This window comes from Ruegeria sp. HKCCE3926, assembly GCF_017872515.1.
Lineage (GTDB): Bacteria > Pseudomonadota > Alphaproteobacteria > Rhodobacterales > Rhodobacteraceae > Ruegeria.
Genome location: NZ_JAEDOU010000004.1, coordinates 68,320 through 84,768, shown reverse-complemented (window position 1 = coordinate 84,768; position 16,449 = coordinate 68,320). Strand labels below are relative to the sequence as shown.

The window sequence follows — 16,449 nt, the reverse complement described above, 5'->3', positions numbered from 1 at the left end:
CCTTTTCTACAATAAATTGCTGCGGGCAGATGCAGAGCGGGGAAAACCTCGCCGAAATGAAACAGCTCGCAAGCCACGGGGATCCCAAAATATGTCGACTATGACTGACCCACCGAAAGCTGATTTTCGGTTGTCTATGCTCATAAACGATACCCGCTATCGCTCTCTTACATTTCAGGTGATTGCGGCCATCGTCATTGCGCTTTCCATCTGGTATCTGGGCAACAACCTGATCCAGAACCTCAGGGCCGCAGGGCTCAATATTTCCTATGCTTTCCTCGGCGATTCAGCCGGGTACGACATCAACCAGCGTCTTGTTGAATATGACAGTCAGTCATCGCATGCACGCGCGGCACTAGTCGGTTTGCTGAACACACTGCTTGTGGCCTTTCTGGCCTGTATCACTGCAACTGTTTTCGGTGTGATTGCGGGTGTTCTGAGACTGTCGAACAACTGGCTCGTGTCGAAGCTGATGGCCGTGTATGTCGAGATCTTCCGGAACATCCCGGTTCTGATCTGGATCATCATCATCTTCACGATCATGACGGCCGTGCTGCCGGCGCCAAGCGCGTTCCGGGGGGAAAACCCGACGTCTTCAATGCTGTTTGGGTCCTTTGCCTTTACCAATCGGGGCATCTATTTTCCGCGTCCCGAATTCGCCAATGGCCTGTTTGCATCGACAGCCCTGAACTGGTTGCTGGTCATCGCCATCCTGATCGGATCGTGGTTCGTCAGTGGCGAAGTTGAAAAACGCGCAACCAAGAAGCAGGAAGAAACCGGCGAGCGCCCCGCAACACTGTTGCCGAAACTGGCAATCTGGCTGGTGCCTTTTGTGCTGTTGATGGTCATCATGGGCCTGACCTGGGATGTCCCCGAACTGAAGCGCTTTAACTTCAGCGGTGGAATGAATGCCGGCGGCCCCCTGATTGCGCTGTGGTTTGCCCTGTCGATCTATACCGGTGCCTTTATCGCGGAAAACGTGCGTGCGGGTATTCAGGCGATCAGCAAAGGTCAGACCGAGGCTGCCGCCGCGCTGGGCCTGCGTCAGGGACGGATCATGAAACTGGTCATCCTGCCCCAGGCATTGCGGGTCATCATCCCGCCGCTGATCTCGCAGTATCTGAATATCACCAAGAACTCGTCTCTCGCGATTGCCGTTGGCTATGCGGATATCACCGCAACACTGGGTGGTATTACTCTGAACCAGACCGGCCGGGCGATTGAATGCGTTCTTCTGCTGATGTTGTTCTACCTCACGGCCTCGCTGCTGATTTCGACGGGGATGAACATCTACAACGCTTCCGTCAAGCTGAAGGAGCGCTGAGCCATGAGTGATCAAGCAACAAACCCGATCGCCTTCGTGGCCGAAGGCACCATCCCGCCCTCACCGCCGCCGGCAAATGAGACGGGCGTCATCAAATGGCTGCGCGAGAATCTGTTTTCAGGGGTCGTCAACTCGATCCTGACAGTTCTGTCGCTGATCCTGATCTACATTCTTCTCAAGAATACCTTGCCATGGATTCTGAACGGAGTGTGGAATGCCAACTCGCTCGCGGAATGCCGCGAGATTCTGGGGGACAAGACCGGAGCCTGTTTCGCGGTTCTGACGGAACGCTGGCCGCAGCTGATCTATGGGTTCAAGTACCCCGTCGATGCCTATTGGCGGCCGAACCTGGCCTTTGTGCTGATGCTGGTGGCGATTGCGCCGGTGCTGTTCTTTGACTTGCCTCGCAAGATGCTGTTGTTCACTGCGGTCTATCCCTTCCTGGCTTTCTGGCTGATCTGGGGTGGCACGATCCTCGTGCCTCTGGTTGCGCTTGTTGGCTGCATGGCCGCCGGTGGTGTCTTCCAGAAGCTGGGCAACAACAACTTTGCCGCCGGGTTCTTCGGAGCGATTGTGACGGCACTGGTCATCTGGAACGTCGGAGGGGCCCTGATCCCGGAAGGCGCATCAGAAAACGCGTGGCTGACGGCCGTTCCCAGCCGTGATTTGGGCGGTTTCATGCTGAACATGATGCTGGGCGTGACCTGTGTGTCGCTGTCGGTACCACTTGGGATCGCACTGGCCTTGGGGCGACAGTCGAACATGCCGCTGATCAAGTGGGTCTGCGTCATCTTCATCGAGTTCATCCGCGGCGTGCCTCTGATCACGCTGCTGTTCGTGGCTTCGGTGATGCTGGCCTATTTCTTCCCGCCTGACAGCACGGTCGACCTGTTCCTGCGCGTTGTGATCATGATCACCATGTTCTCGTCCGCCTATATCGCCGAGGTGATCCGCGGCGGTCTGGCAGCGCTTCCGCGCGGGCAGTACGAGGCCGCAGACAGTCTTGGGTTGGATTATCCGCAGGCGATGCGGCTTATCATCCTGCCGCAGGCGCTGAAGATCTCGATCCCCGGGATCGTGAACGTGGCCGTTGGCCTGTTCAAGGATACGACACTGGTCTCGGTAATTTCGATGTTCGATCTGGTGGGTATGATCCGGGGACCCATCCTGGCGTCGACCGAATGGAACGGCGTCTACTGGGAGCTTCTGGGCTTTGCCGCGCTTCTGTTCTTCGTCGTCTGTTACGGCATCTCTCAATATTCTCAGTGGCTCGAGCGTCGCCTTGCCACAGATCATCGTTAAGGAGTTCAACACATGTCTGAACTTGCAATTGACCGCGAAATCGACCGCTCCAAGATGCAGGTGAGCGACGAGGTCGCCATCGAAATCAACAACATGAACAAGTGGTACGGGTCCTTCCACGTGCTGCGCGACATCAATCTGACCGTCAATCAGGGCGAGCGGATCGTGATCGCGGGCCCGTCAGGGTCGGGCAAGTCCACCCTGATCCGCTGCCTGAACGCACTGGAAGAACACCAGCAAGGCAAGATCGTGGTGGACGGGATCGAGCTGTCGAATGACCTGAAGAACATCGACAAGATCCGGTCCGAGGTTGGAATGGTGTTCCAGCACTTCAACCTGTTCCCGCATCTGACCATTCTGGAAAACTGTACGCTGGCCCCGATCTGGGTGCGCAAGACGCCCAAGAAAGAGGCTGAAGAGAGGGCGATGCACTTCTTGGAAAAGGTGAAAATCCCCGAGCAGGCTGACAAGTTTCCCGGTCAGCTTTCCGGCGGTCAGCAGCAGCGTGTGGCGATTGCCCGCTCACTGTGCATGATGCCACGGATCATGTTGTTCGATGAACCGACATCGGCGCTGGACCCCGAGATGATCAAAGAGGTGCTCGACACCATGATCGAACTGGCCGAAGAAGGTATGACCATGCTGTGCGTGACGCACGAGATGGGCTTTGCCCGTCAGGTCGCCAACCGCGTGATCTTCATGGATGCCGGTCAGATCGTGGAACAGAATGAACCCGAAGAGTTCTTCAACAACCCGCAAAGCGAGCGGACCAAACTGTTCCTGAGCCAGATTCTGGGTCACTGACCTGCACAAAGGCTGAATGAATGAAGGCGGGGTATTGCCCCGCCTTTTTCTATTCGATCAACTCACGCGGGATGGTGAACCCCAGCACTGTCCCGGTTTGCCATCGGACCTCGGCCCAGCTGTTTATTTCGAACGACATGACGGTTGTTGCACAGGTTGGATAATCGAAAAAGCGTGTATGATTTGGCGGTTGCCGCACCAGACGGTTGGCAAAATCGGCGATCCCGGGATTGTGGCCCATCATCAAAACAGCCGGTTCCGTAGCACCTGAAAGTTCCCGCAGCATGACCATTGAATCAGCGTGGTAGAGCGCGCTGTGAAAGCTGACTTTATCGGCCTGCAAACCCATGCGATCCCATGTCTCGCGGGTGCGGGTTGATGTAGAGCTTAGGACTTCATCCGGCAACCAACCGTGGTGACGCAACCAAGCAGCGATGGCCGGGGCTGACTTTCGTCCACGCTTGTTCAGCGGGCGGTCATGATCGCCAAGACCCAGGCTATCCCAGCTGGATTTCGCATGACGTGTCAGGATCAGAATTCGGGTCATGACGGATGAAAGGCTTTCATGTGATGGGCCGATTGTTCCGGGTCGCGTCCTGCGCCCGCGCTCAGAGGGCAGGCAAGGCGGGCCAGACACCCGCCCGCCATACAGGTCTGACCTTCAGCAGTGCCCAGATGGTCGTGGCATGCAGCGACGTCATAGAACTCCTGCGCGTTCAGCGCACTGACCGGACAGGTCGTCGTGCAAGGCGCGGCGCATGTTTCGCAAGGCGACACGCCGGAAGGGGTTGGGATGGCGAACTCTTTGGCAAAATGCAGTGCGCCCCGATAGGAAATCATCATCCCAACGGTATCATGCACCAATGCCCCGACTGGGCTGCTGAACGTTCGCCCAGACTTGAGTGCCCAGTCAATGAATGGCGTGTACGGAGGGCCGCCGAACGGGAAATACGCCTGTGCGCCGAGCCTTTCGGCCATCTGACCGACGACCCTTTTCGACCATCGGTCAACGGGGTCGGCCCGGTGCCATTCCGGTGAGGCTTTCAGTACGGGCCAGAATTCCGGCCCGGCCCCCAACAGGATCAGCGTGCCGGTTTCGAGGTCTTTGGCTGCAACGTGGCGAGGATGCAGTGCGCCCATGACCAACAAACCAGTATCAAGGGCGGCGTTTTCAACCTGTTCATAGGGCGTCGCGTCAGGATCAGAGGAAGGCTGTGCAAGATGTGTCATGTCTCCTCCTCCTCTCTTGCGGGGTCAGTCCGGGCGTATCAGCGACCCGGCCCCATGTTCGGTGAACAGCTCCAGCAGCACGGCATTGGGTGCGCGCCCATCAAGTATGACGACAGCCCGAACGCCGCTGTGCAGGGCGTCCAGTGCGGTTTCTGTCTTGGGTATCATACCGCCTGCAATGGTGCCTTCGCGGGTCATTTCCCTTATCTGACCGGCCTTGAGTTCGGTCACGACATCGCCCGCCGCGTTCTTGACACCGGAAACATCCGTCAGCAGCAACAGACGGTCTGCCTTGAGCGAAGAAGCGATTGCTCCGGCTGCCGTGTCGCCATTGACGTTGAATGTTTCACCGTCGCGGCCTGCACCAAGCGGGGCGATGACCGGGATTACGTCATGTGAAAACAGATCATGCAGGATCTTCGGATTCATCTCGGCAGGAGTGCCGACAAAGCCCAGCGACGCATCCGTCTGATCGCAGACCATCAGGCCTGCGTCCTTGCCAGACAGGCCTACGGCTGATCCGCCCTGATCATTGATCGCCTGTACGATGCGCTTGTTCACGAGCCCGGACAGAACCATTTCGACCACTTCAACCGTGGCCTTGTCGGTCACTCGCTTGCCGTTCACGAATTCGGATTGAATGTCCAACTTGCCCAGCATTGCATTGATCATCGGACCACCGCCGTGGACGACCACCGGGTTCACACCCACCTGGCGCATCAGAACCACGTCCCGGGCAAAGCTCTCCATCGCCTCGTCGCTGCCCATGGCGTGTCCGCCAAGTTTGATGACGACGATGGCTCCGTCATAGCGCTGCAGATAGGGCAGGGCGCTGTTGAGTGTGGCTGCGGTGGCGATCCAGTCCCGGTTCATATCTCGTGTCTTCATTGCTAAAGTCCTTCTGGAAAACCGTGTTAGGACCTTTGCCCCACGCTGCCAAGGGTGAAGCTATTCCAGATGCGCAATGATGGACCGCAGGGTCGCGATGCCGTCACCCTTTTCGGAAGAGGTAAGCACGATTTCCGGAAATGCCGCGGGATGTTTGGACAACGCGGCCCGGGTTTGTTCCAGAACCTTTTCACGATCCTTGGCTTTGACCTTGTCTGCCTTGGTCAGAACGCATTGAAATGTCACGGCGCTGGTGTCCAGCAACTTCATAATTTCGTCATCGACCGGTTTCACCCCGTGGCGCGAGTCGATCAGGACAAAGGCGCGGCGCAGTGTCTGGCGCCCGCTGAGATATTGTTTCAGCAGCTTCTGCCACTTCTCGACCACTTTCACCGGGGCGTTTGCATAGCCATAGCCCGGCAGGTCCACGAGATAGAGTTCAGGGCCTTGGGTGAAAAAGTTGATCTCTTGCGTGCGGCCGGGCGTGTTGGATGCGCGGGCCAGACCCTTCGTGCCGGTCAAGGCATTGATCAGGCTGGATTTGCCCACGTTCGAACGCCCCGCAAAACAGACTTCCAACCGGTCAGGTGCGGGCAGGCCATTCATGGCGACAACGCCTTTGACGAACTCGGACGGGCCTGCAAACAGCTTGCGGCCTCGCTCCAGGGCGAATTCATCCGGGTCTTCGGCCAGGGGGAAGGGAAGCGTGGTCATAGCACCTGCACCTCATCGTTGACGCGGATTTCGCCGCCCTGAACGACCTCGGCGTAAACGCCGAAATCCTGATGGTCCCAGCTGTTCAGGGCGCGCAGGGTGTCTGCGTCCCTCTCACCGGTTTCGGGATTGGCGGTGGTGGCCATACATCGCGTGATCCGCTCGCGGACGCGAAGCACGGCCTCGCCAATGCGCAGGTCCCGGCCCAGCCAGTCAAACTCATCCCACAACGGCAGACCTTCGAACCAGATATTGCCGCGCCACCGAACAATGGACAGAGTCTGGCCCAGCTTCTGTTCGACTGCGCGATGCGATGCCATGTTGCACAGGCTGATCGATGGAAAGTCGCTGTCCGTCATACCGCGCCCCGGAACCCGAACGATCCGGGCAGATGCAGCGCGGTCCGCCGGCATAAGTGGCTTTACCCAGTCCAGAAAAGCTTCTTGTTCGGTGTCCGGCGCAACGCTGAGATCCGGTCGCTGCGGGTGGCGCAATGTAACCCGGTCGCCCTGCAATTCGGCCGAAATGGCCATCAACTGAGGCGCTTTTGAACCGCGGCTGAAATTGAAACAGGGTGCCCATTCCGAACCATCGGTTTTGGCGGCCTCATGAGCGACCGCCCAAACGCGATCCCCGGGCATGGTCTGCCCGGGGATGAGTGTGACTTGGCTCAGGGTTTCTCGCCCATGGCTTTTGATCGGGTGGCGCCAAAGGCTTGAGACCGTTCCGCTCATTTGTTGTCCGTTTTTGGCGTCCGCTTGAAACCGGACTTTATGTTTCCGAATACATCCGGCTTATAGCCCTGGCTGCGCATGATCAGATATTGCTGTGTGAACGTGATCGTGTTGTTCGCGATCCAGTACACGACCAGACCACTGGCGAAACCACCCAGCATGAACATGAAGACCCAAGGCATCCAGGCAAAGATCATGGCCTGCGTCGGATCGGTTGGCGCCGGGTTCAGTTTCTGCTGCAACCACATCGAAATACCCAGCAGCAGCGGCAGAATACCGATGAAGATCAGCGCCATCAGGCTGTCAGGTTGCGGCCCGGCCCATGGCAGCCAGCCAAAGAAGTTGAAGATCGAGGTTGGATCAGGTGCGCTCAGGTCCCGGAACGGGCCGAACCATGGGGCCTGACGCAGTTCGATCGTCACGAAAATCACCTTGTACAGCGAGAAGAAGATCGGAATCTGCAACAGAATAGGCAAGCAGCCTGCGGCAGGGTTCACCTTTTCCTTTTTGTACAGCTCCATCATGCCCTGCTGCATTTTCTGGCGATCATCGCCTGCGGCTTCTTTTAGGGCCTCCATTTGCGGCTGCAATTCCTTCATCTTTGCCATCGAGACGTAGGACTTGAAGGCAAGCGGGAACAGGATGGCCTTTATGATCAGCGTCAGGCCGATGATCGACCAGCCCATGTTTCCAATCAGGGCATTGATGTTGTGCAGCAGCCAGAAGATCGGCTTGGTCAGGAAGTAGAACCAACCCCAGTCGATGCTGTCGATGAACTTCTGAACACCTTCCGCCTGATACTCCCGGATAGTTTCCCACTCCTTGGCACCGGCGAACAGTCTGGTCGTGACCTCTTCCGTTGTACCGGGAGCGACTGTCAGTGTCGGCAGCACCGTTTCCGTTTGATAAATTTTGCGACGTGAATCGTATTTGGCAGCGGCCTTGAACGCTGCACCCTCGGCCGGGATCAGGGTGGTCATCCAGTAGTGATCCGTGAACCCAATCCAGCCGCCTTCTTTGACCTGATAGACCTCGGCCTGTGCGCGTTCATTGGGGTCGATATCGAAATCGCGCACATCGCCATAGTCGATCTCATCCAGAACGCCGTCAGCCATGACCATGACGCCTTCGTGAAGAATAAAGAAGTTCTTCAGGCCCGGCAGGTCACCGTCTTCGCCCATGCCGTGGCGTGCCAGAATGCCGTAGGGGGCCATGCCGACCTCGGCGTCCGTGGCGTTCTCGACCGACTGGGTGACCGAGAACATATAGTCTTCATCCACGGCAATGGTGCGGCGGAAGGTGAGGCCGTTACCATTGTCCCAAGCCAGCGTGATCGGAGTGTCAACACCCAGAGTTTCGCCCTGCTCAAGCGTCCAAAGAGTGTTCGGGCCGGGAACGTCCGTGACCGACAGGCCCGCGCCGGGGGCCCAGCCATAAAGCGCATAATAGGCAGAGTCACTTCCAACCGGGGACAGAAGTTCGACGATCGGAGAATCCTCAGCCAGTGAAACCTTGTAATCCTTCAGCGACAGCTCATCAATTCGGCCACCGGCAAGCGACAGGCTGCCCGTCAGGCGGGGCGTGTCGATGCTGACGCGGGGCGCCTCGGGTTCGGCTTCGGCTTCAGTGGCGCTTGCAGTTGCTTCGCCGACCGTTCCGGTATCAGCGGCGCTGGGCGTCTGAACCTCATTCCCTTCGATGCTGGCGATTTCAGCCTGTTCCGTGGTTGGCGTCTGTTCCGGCGGAGGGAACAGCACGAACCAGACCAGGATCACGAGAAAGCTGAGCACGGTTGCGAGGATGAGATTCTTGTTCTGATCGTCCATCTGGGACAGCCACCTTGAGCAGTGAAAGACACCCGCAGGGTTCAACAGAGTGCAGGCCCAAAGGTCAAGCGGAATCGCTCGTTATTTCGTCACGGATTGGTCTTCTGTGGCGCAGTTTCCGGTTCTTCAGCCCGTTTGCCGCCCGATTTTGGGCATTCCGTCGATCTTGTCGCGATGAGACGTGATCCAGTCCTCGGTTTTTTCGAAAGGCATGGGCTTGCCGATGCCAAACCCCTGAACATGGTCACATCCCAATTGCGCCATCAAAGCGTGTTCTCCGGGCGTCTCGACGCCTTCAGCAAGGGTTTCCAGATTCAGCCGTTCTGCCATGGTCAGAATTGCGCTGGCCAACTGCTGCTGGCTTGGGTCCTGGTCCGCCTTTGTCACGAAAGAACGGTCGATTTTGATCCGGGACACGTTGAACCGCTTGATTGAAGCGATCGAGGCATGCCCTGTGCCGAAATCGTCCAGATCGATACAGCACCCCATCGCGGCCAAGCCCGTGACATTGCGGGTGATTACGTCATCCGGTCCTCTGGAAAACACGGTCTCCAATACTTCGACCGCCAATCTGTCCGGGGTCAGATCGCATTGATCCAATTCCCATTTCAGGCGGTCGATCAGCCCCGGGTCGCGCAATTCGTCCGACGAGAAGTTGATGCCGATGCGTGGTACGGTCAGACCGGCGCGATCCCATTCGCGCATTGCGCAAAAGGCGTGATGCCGCATCGCCTGTCCCAGTTTGCCCATCAACTCTGCCTGTTCGGCAAAGGGCAGAAAGATATTGGGGCCCAGCACTCCCTTTGCCGGGTGTTCCCAGCGGGCCAGAGCCTCGAACCCGGACACACGCCCGGTATCCGTCGAGATCTGCGGTTGAAACCATGGTCTAATTTCACCGCTTTCCAGCGCCGCATCAAATTCCTTGCGCAGATTGGTTCTGACCTGAGCTCGGCGACGTGTTTCGGACGAAAAGGCACGAATCGTTGACGGCCCGTTTTGCTGTGCTTCTTGCAGCGCGTTGTTAGCAGCGTTGCACCAGTCTTTCGCGGTGCCGTCGGGGACATTGCTGCTGAGGCAGAAACCGATGGAGCAGGACATGTAAACTCCGGTTCCGTTCAGCATGATGGGGTCTTCGACCGAGGATTGTATTCGTCCCGACATCTGAATGCAGGTTTCCAGATCAAGCTGTTGCGTCGGGTGCAGAACAACCATCATCTTGTTTCCATCGATCCGGGTTGCGGTGTCACTGGAGCGGATCATGGACATGATGCGCAAACAGAATTGCTGCGCCACATGGTTCGCTGCTGCTTGGCCATGCAGATCGAGCATTTGCATATAGTCGTCCAGGATCACAGCGAAACAGGCCGACGTTTCACCTTTGCGGCGACTATCCCAGAGCACCTCAGCCAGAACGGTTTCGAACTGGTCATTCGGCAGCAGGCCACCCTGTTGCCGTTTCCTGTCTGCCGGGTTGGGGGCCATTGCGCCTATACCGGCAATCATCAGGGGCAAGCCCAGGGCCACCGCGACCAAAGCGCGTTCACCGCCAAGCCAGAACGCCCCCAGGCTTGTTGCCGGAACAAAGGCCAGAAAGGCTGGGCCGTATGCCACGTTTCCAAAAGCTTCAATAATACGGTCGACGAAAGGATGATTCCGCATCGGGTCCTGACCTTGGGCATGAATGGTATGCCGAGCCTAGGAAACCAGTCTGAGTCAGTCGTTAACGCAGCAGCGGTATTTCTTCCAAATTTTCCGATTTTTCGTCAGAGTTTACGGAAAGATTAACAAAATCAAAGAGTTTCGCATCCAACAGGTGCGACGGGCGCGCGTTTGTTAACGCGCGGAACATAACCTGACGCCGACCCGGGCTGTTCTTTTCCCATTGATCGAGAATCTGTTTGACCTGCTGCCGTTGCAGCCCGTCCTGACTGCCGCACAAATCGCAGGGGATGATCGGATACTGCATGGCCTTGGCGAATTTCTCGCAATCGGCTTCGGCGACGTGGGCAAGCGGGCGAAAGACAAAAAGATCTCCCTCTTCATTCACTAGTTTCGGTGGCATGGTGGCCAGTCGGCCTCCGTGGAAGAGGTTCATGAAAAACGTCTCGAGAATATCGTCGCGGTGGTGTCCCAGCACGACGGCGGAACAGCCTTCTTCCCGGGCAATGCGATACAGGTTGCCGCGGCGCAGTCGCGAGCACAGGGCGCAATATGTTCGGCCCTGCGGGACCTTGTCCATCACAACAGAGTATGTGTCCTGATACTCGATCCTGTGTGGCACACCCATGCGGTCCAGAAACTCGGGCAGGACCGTTGCCGGAAATCCGGGTTGTCCCTGATCCAGATTGCAAGCCAGAAGATCGACGGGCAACAATCCGCGCCATTTGAGTTCGTAGAGGACAGCCAGCAGTGTATAACTGTCCTTGCCGCCCGACAGGCAGACAAGCCAACGCGGCGGTGTGCCGTCCTTGTCATGGGCGGACGGGTCCACCATCCCGTATTGCTCGATCGCTTCGCGGGTCTGGCGCACGATGCGTTTGCGCAGTTTCTTGAACTCGGTGGTCGAGGGCGCGCCGGCAAAGAGCGGGTGGATATCGTCTGCATCATCAAACATGCGCTGCCCCTACAGCAGATGGCGCAACCGGGCAAGTGGCGGGTCAGCCAAGCCGCGCCAGCAGGGCGCCGGTATCCAACCCGGCTACTGCTCCGGGAATGCGGCCGCCATCGCCGGAAAGGCGTGTGGCAACAAAGCGGTCAGCCACAGCGCCCGGCGCGTGACGCAGCAATTGCGAGGCCGTCAGCAGCAGTGCCGTACGTTCAGCGTACCAGCGCGCTTCGGCCTCGGGCGGAAGACCGGGCCAGCGGTTGCGATGCGCGGTCAAAGCTGCGTCATACCTTCTGTCCGTGCCTCTTACCGCATCCAACTCGGCCCCCAGAACCTCGGCGGCCAGCGGCTCACGCGTCAGGGTGCGCAGGATATCGAGGCAGATCACATTGCCTGACCCCTCCCAGATGCTGTTCAGGGGCGCTTCACGATAGATCAGGGGCAAGGGCGTGTCTTCGACGTAGCCCATGCCGCCCAGTATCTCCATCGCTTCGACGACGACGACCGGGCAACGCTTGTTGTTCAGGAACTTGGCCAATGCGACGCCGATCCGGGCAAAGGCCTTGTCTTCGGGTGTCTGGCCGTCAAATGCCTGCGCCACACGCATTCCCAAGGTCACAGCGCCTTCCCAGTCCAGAACAAGGTCGGACAGGACCGCACGCATCAGCGGTTGATCAATCAATCGGCGCTGAAATGCGCTGCGGTGTTCCACCCAATGATGCGCTGCGCTGAGCGCGGCACGCATCAGCCCGGCCGGTGCCATGGCTGTATCAAGCCGCGTGTGGTGCACCATTTCCAGTATGGTGCGCACGCCCGCGCCTTCTTCGCCCAACTGATAGGCCAGCGCGTCATGATACTCGATTTCCGAGGATGCGTTGGATTTGTTGCCCAGCTTGTCTTTCAGGCGCATCAGGTGGATCGCATTGCGTTCGCCTTCGAGCCAGCGGGGCACCAGAAAACAGGTCAACCCGCCGGGCGCCTGCGCCAGTGTCAGGAACCCATCCGACATTGGCGCGGAACAGAACCACTTGTGCCCTCGCAAGCGCCAATGATCCCCGTCGCGTGCCGCAATGGTCGTATTGGCGCGTATGTCCGAACCGCCCTGTTTTTCGGTCATCGCCATCCCCAGCGTCGCGCTGGTCTTTTGACCGATCGGTTCCTTCGAAGGATCATAGTGGCGGGCCATGAGTTTTGGCTGCCAGAGCGAGGCAATGTGTCCATTGGCGGCCAGTGCAGGGATTGCTGCATAGGTCATGGTCATCGGGCAGCAATGCCCGGGTTCGACCTGTCCGGCCAAATAGACCATCGCCGCATGGGTCGCATGCCCTCCGGGTTGTCCATCCCAGGCCAGTGCGGCATAGCCCGCCGATTGGCTGATCTGCATCATCTGATGATAGGCCGGGTGAAACCGCACCTCGTCCAGGCGCCTGCCGCCGGGATCGAACAGCCGCAGCTCTGGCGGATGCCGGTTGGCTTCCCGACCCAGTTCCCGCGTTTCTTCGGTTCCGAGTGTTTTGCCATATGCCGCCAGCTCCAAAGCGCGCGCGCCCGCTGTCTTTGCTGCGTCTTGCAGGACCGGATCGGACAGCCAAAGATCGGTGCCGCCGCGCGTGGGCGGTTGGTTCAGGACATCGTGGGTTGGCAGGGTGTCGCGCGCTGGGGATTTCATAGGGACCTCGGGTTGTGCAGGTCCAACTGTTCAGGCGCGGCACTTGCCGGTCAAGTCTGACGAGGGGTCAGGACGAAGGGTCGTTATGCTTGTCGTCAGGTACCGGATCATATCCGTCGCCGCCCCAAGGGTGGCAACGGCAGATCCGGTGAGCGGCCAAGTAGGATCCTTTGACCGCCCCGTGTTTCTCCAGCGCCTCAAGCGCATAGGCGGAACAGGTGGGTTGGTAGCGACAGTTGAAACCGACCCATGGGCTGAAGATCAGCCGATACGCCCGAACAGGCAGGGCGACGATATGGGACAGGAAGGTCATTTTTCAGCCGCATGCACCTTGCGGAGCGCATAGCGCAGGTCGTCCAACAATGCGTCATAGGGGCGGTTGGCGGTAACTTCGGCACGGCCGATCAGAACGTAATCCCACCCGTCGCGGCCGGCTTCGGGCAACACGGCCCGCGCGGCCTCGCGCAGACGGCGCTTGGCGCGGTTGCGGGCCACGGCATTGCCCACTTTTTTCGAGCAGGTGAACCCCACGCGAATCCCGATGCCCTCGCCGGGGGCACGCTTGCGGGCCTGCACCATCATCGAAGACGTGCCTTGTCGGCGGGCACGCGCCGCTTTCAGAAAGTCGGACCGTTTCTTGAGAACGGTCAGGGGCGCAGATGCACAAACGGACGCCGCCGGGGGCTTGTTCCCGGGGTGGTTCCTACCAACCTCAGGGGCCTCCGGCGGCGTCATGTTCATAACCTGATCGGTGAGCGGTTTACGCGCTCAGCGATTTGCGGCCGCGTGCGCGGCGTGCATTCAGGATCTTGCGGCCGGCCTTAGTGGCCATGCGCGCGCGGAAACCGTGGCGGCGTTTGCGAACCAGGTTCGAAGGCTGATAGGTGCGTTTCATCGCTCCGTCTCCAATCTATGCGGTCGGGTGCGGCGCGGATTCGCCTGCCCGTGGTGTTCGAAGCCCGTCCTCTACTGCCAAGCGGGGGGTAAGTCAAACCCCAACGGCCAGGTTTTCGCAGCTTTTGCAACAATTCTGTAACCGGCAACGGCAAAAGGTTTCAAAATACCCGTTTATCGCCGAAATTCCTCACATTCGGTGCCACAAAGATCAAGGCCCCGTGATCCCCCTATTGCTGGCCCGTCAGTCAGCGCATCTTGGGCACAAGATGAAGCACAAAGAACCGGAAAATCTGATGTCCGACACAAGCCAGGCGCCGCGCAACGGTTTCGCACGCCACATTCCGCTGCTTGTAATCCTGAGCGTTGCCGTTGTCGGCTTTTTCACACTTGGGGATTACCTGACTTTCGAGACCTTGCGGGACAATCGCGAGGCGCTTCTGGCGTGGCGGGACGGTCACTATTGGATCATGGCAGCCGCTTTTGTAGCCATATACATCGTCATAGTGGCCTTTTCACTGCCCGGTGCCGCGGTGGCTTCGATGACGGGCGGTTTTCTTTTCGGTCTTTTTGCGGGAACTGTTTTCAATGTCGTGTCCGCCACCATCGGTGCGTCGGCGATCTTTCTGGCGGCGCGCTGGGGCTTGGGCGAAGCCCTGACGTTGCGCCTGGAATCATCAGAAGGCACGGTCAAAAAACTGAAGGACGGTCTGCGGGAAAACGAAATCTCGGTGTTGTTTCTGCTGCGTCTGGTGCCGGTGGTGCCGTTCTTTGTTGCCAATCTCGTGCCGGCTTTGGTCGGTGTGAAGTTCCGCAATTTTCTTTTGACGACTGCGCTGGGCATCATTCCCGGAGGCATCGTGTACACTTGGATCGGGGTCGGTTTGGGCGGTGTATTCGACCGTGGGGAAACGCCTGATGTTTCGTTGCTGTGGGAACCGTTCGTGATCGGGCCGATTATCGGGTTGTGTATATTGGCCGCCTTGCCCATCGTTTTCAAAGCACTGCGCGCGAAAAGAGGCACCTGAACCATGAAAGAGTTGAAAGCCGATCTCCTGGTCATTGGCGCCGGGTCCGGAGGATTGTCCGTCGCCGCGGGTGCCAGCCAGATGGGCGCGGATGTTGTCCTGCTGGAAGGGCACAAGATGGGTGGGGATTGCCTGAATTTCGGCTGTGTCCCGTCGAAGGCGCTGATCGCAAGCGGCAAAGCGGCGCATGCTCAGGCGCATTCCGTTCGTTTTGGCATCGCTGATACAATCCCTCAGGTCGACTACGCCGCAGTAAAGGATCATGTTCATGATGTGATCGCGCAGATCGAACCGATGGACAGCCAGCAGCGGTTCGAAGGCTTCGGCGTGAAGGTCATTCGCGAATATGGCACGTTCATATCCCCTGAAAAGGTGCAGGCCGGGGATCATGTCATCTGTGCACGTCGCATCGTCATCGCGACCGGTTCATCACCGCTGGTGCCGCCGATTCCGGGGTTGGACACGGTGCCCTATTATACGAACGAAACCATCTTTGACTTGAGAGAGCGGCCAGATCACCTGCTGATCATCGGGGGCGGCCCGATCGGGATGGAGATGGCGCAGGCCCATATACGCCTCGGCAGCAAGGTGACGGTCGTCGAAGGGTTCAAAGCCTTGGGCAAAGACGATCCCGAGGCTGCCTCCGTGGTGCTGGATACCCTGCGCAGTGAAGGCGTGGACATCCGGGAAAACGCCATGATCGCTCAGGTGCGCGGAACAGAGGGCGCTGTGGAGGTCGTTGCCGAAAACGGTGAAATTCACCGGGGCTCTCATCTTTTGATCGCTGCCGGTCGCAAAGCCAATATCGAGCGTCTGAACCTGGAAGCAGCCGGAATTGAACGCACAAAAACCGGCATCAGAACGGATGACGCGTTGCGCACGGCCAATCGCCGCGTCTATTCGATCGGAGATGTAACGGGTGGCCTGCAATTCACCCATGTTGCAGGGTATCATGCAGGTGTCATCATTCGTTCGGCCCTGTTCGGTCTGCCGTCCAGGGCGAAAACGGCACATATCCCTTGGGCCACCTATACGGATCCAGAGCTGGCCCAGGTCGGACTGACCGAAGCTCAGGCCCGCGAGACGCATGGAGAAAAGCTCGAAATCGCCCGCTTTGACTATCTCCACAATGACCGGGCGATTGCCGAGCGCAAAACCAAAGGCTTCGTCAAGGTCATGGTCGTGAAAGGCCGACCCGTCGGCGCCACAATCGTCGGGCATCAGGCGGGTGAGTTGATCAACTTGTGGTCGTTGGCTTTGGCCAATAACCTGAAGATGGGGCAGATCGCCGCCATGGTTTCACCCTATCCGACGATCGGAGAGCTTAACAAACGTGTGGCGGGTGCTTATTTCTCGCCAAGGCTGTTTGAGAATCAGACAGTTAAACGAGTGGTCCGGTTCGTCCAGCGCTGGATTCCCTGACCTAAGGAG

General features: G+C 58.5%; 17 protein-coding genes. 5 read left to right on the top strand and 12 right to left on the bottom strand.

Annotation, left to right across the window (positions count from 1 at the left end; translation table 11 throughout):
* Positions 1 to 91 precede the first annotated feature (91 nt).
* From I9184_RS12175 to I9184_RS12165, 3 genes are read left to right on the top strand one after another with little or no spacing between them, the layout of a single operon-like run.
* Positions 92 to 1,324 (top strand): ABC transporter permease subunit, encoded by a 1,233-nt coding sequence (locus I9184_RS12175; protein WP_209834588.1) that lies wholly within the window; start codon positions 92 to 94, stop codon positions 1,322 to 1,324.
* Positions 1,325 to 1,327: 3 nt separating this feature from the next.
* Positions 1,328 to 2,626, top strand: a complete 1,299-nt coding sequence (locus I9184_RS12170) for an amino acid ABC transporter permease (protein ID WP_171205993.1) — start codon at positions 1,328 to 1,330, stop codon at positions 2,624 to 2,626.
* 12 nt (positions 2,627 to 2,638) lie between these two features.
* Positions 2,639 to 3,430: an amino acid ABC transporter ATP-binding protein gene (locus I9184_RS12165; protein ID WP_171634770.1), complete on the top strand. Its 792-nt coding sequence runs from the start codon at positions 2,639 to 2,641 to the stop codon at positions 3,428 to 3,430.
* 49 nt (positions 3,431 to 3,479) lie between these two features.
* On the opposite strand, the gene I9184_RS12160 is transcribed toward I9184_RS12165, so the two are convergent.
* The 12 genes from I9184_RS12160 to rpmH form a co-directional block, all read right to left on the bottom strand.
* Positions 3,480 to 3,977: a histidine phosphatase family protein gene (locus tag I9184_RS12160; RefSeq protein ID WP_209834586.1), complete on the bottom strand. Its 498-nt coding sequence runs from the start codon at positions 3,975 to 3,977 to the stop codon at positions 3,480 to 3,482.
* Complete coding sequence (locus I9184_RS12155) at positions 3,974 to 4,660, bottom strand: ferredoxin (protein WP_209834584.1); 687 nt, start codon at positions 4,658 to 4,660, stop codon at positions 3,974 to 3,976. The genes I9184_RS12160 and I9184_RS12155 overlap by 4 nt, the downstream gene beginning before the upstream one ends.
* A 24-nt stretch (positions 4,661 to 4,684) precedes the next feature.
* On the bottom strand, positions 4,685 to 5,548 hold the full coding sequence (argB, locus tag I9184_RS12150; protein WP_171119631.1) for an acetylglutamate kinase: 864 nt from the start codon (positions 5,546 to 5,548) through the stop codon (positions 4,685 to 4,687).
* A gap of 60 nt (positions 5,549 to 5,608) precedes the next feature.
* Positions 5,609 to 6,262 carry a ribosome biogenesis GTP-binding protein YihA/YsxC gene (gene yihA, locus I9184_RS12145; protein WP_152456923.1) on the bottom strand — a complete coding sequence of 218 codons (654 nt, stop codon included), beginning with the start codon at positions 6,260 to 6,262 and terminating at the stop codon, positions 5,609 to 5,611.
* Complete coding sequence (locus I9184_RS12140) at positions 6,259 to 6,996, bottom strand: MOSC N-terminal beta barrel domain-containing protein (RefSeq protein ID WP_209834581.1); 738 nt, start codon at positions 6,994 to 6,996, stop codon at positions 6,259 to 6,261. Before I9184_RS12140 ends, yihA begins: the two co-directional genes overlap by 4 nt.
* Entirely contained in the window at positions 6,993 to 8,822 is a 1,830-nt protein-coding gene (gene yidC, locus I9184_RS12135; protein ID WP_209834580.1) for a membrane protein insertase YidC, read from the bottom strand. The genes I9184_RS12140 and yidC overlap by 4 nt, the downstream gene beginning before the upstream one ends.
* A 126-nt stretch (positions 8,823 to 8,948) precedes the next feature.
* Positions 8,949 to 10,481, bottom strand: a complete 1,533-nt coding sequence (locus I9184_RS12130) for a phosphodiesterase (protein WP_209834578.1) — start codon at positions 10,479 to 10,481, stop codon at positions 8,949 to 8,951.
* A 61-nt stretch (positions 10,482 to 10,542) separates the two neighbouring features.
* On the bottom strand, positions 10,543 to 11,436 hold the full coding sequence (gene ttcA, locus I9184_RS12125) for a tRNA 2-thiocytidine(32) synthetase TtcA (protein ID WP_209834576.1): 894 nt from the start codon (positions 11,434 to 11,436) through the stop codon (positions 10,543 to 10,545).
* Between the two features lie 43 nt (positions 11,437 to 11,479).
* Positions 11,480 to 13,096 carry an acyl-CoA dehydrogenase family protein gene (locus I9184_RS12120; RefSeq protein ID WP_209834574.1) on the bottom strand — a complete coding sequence of 539 codons (1,617 nt, stop codon included), beginning with the start codon at positions 13,094 to 13,096 and terminating at the stop codon, positions 11,480 to 11,482.
* Positions 13,097 to 13,163: 67 nt separating this feature from the next.
* Positions 13,164 to 13,409 carry a membrane protein insertion efficiency factor YidD gene (yidD, locus tag I9184_RS12115; protein ID WP_152456928.1) on the bottom strand — a complete coding sequence of 82 codons (246 nt, stop codon included), beginning with the start codon at positions 13,407 to 13,409 and terminating at the stop codon, positions 13,164 to 13,166.
* Positions 13,406 to 13,831 carry a ribonuclease P protein component gene (rnpA, locus tag I9184_RS12110; RefSeq protein ID WP_171724213.1) on the bottom strand — a complete coding sequence of 142 codons (426 nt, stop codon included), beginning with the start codon at positions 13,829 to 13,831 and terminating at the stop codon, positions 13,406 to 13,408. Before rnpA ends, yidD begins: the two co-directional genes overlap by 4 nt.
* Before the next feature lie 25 nt (positions 13,832 to 13,856).
* On the bottom strand, positions 13,857 to 13,991 hold the full coding sequence (rpmH, locus tag I9184_RS12105; RefSeq protein ID WP_005980833.1) for a 50S ribosomal protein L34: 135 nt from the start codon (positions 13,989 to 13,991) through the stop codon (positions 13,857 to 13,859).
* Between the two features lie 295 nt (positions 13,992 to 14,286).
* On the opposite strand from rpmH, the gene I9184_RS12100 reads away from it, so the two are divergent.
* Together I9184_RS12100 and I9184_RS12095 are read left to right on the top strand one after the other, a co-directional pair.
* Positions 14,287 to 15,018 carry a TVP38/TMEM64 family protein gene (locus I9184_RS12100; RefSeq protein ID WP_209834572.1) on the top strand — a complete coding sequence of 244 codons (732 nt, stop codon included), beginning with the start codon at positions 14,287 to 14,289 and terminating at the stop codon, positions 15,016 to 15,018.
* A gap of 3 nt (positions 15,019 to 15,021) precedes the next feature.
* The gene (locus tag I9184_RS12095) at positions 15,022 to 16,440 is read left to right on the top strand and encodes an FAD-dependent oxidoreductase (RefSeq protein ID WP_209834570.1); all 1,419 of its coding nucleotides are present in this window, start codon (positions 15,022 to 15,024) and stop codon (positions 16,438 to 16,440) included.
* Positions 16,441 to 16,449: the final 9 nt, after the last annotated feature.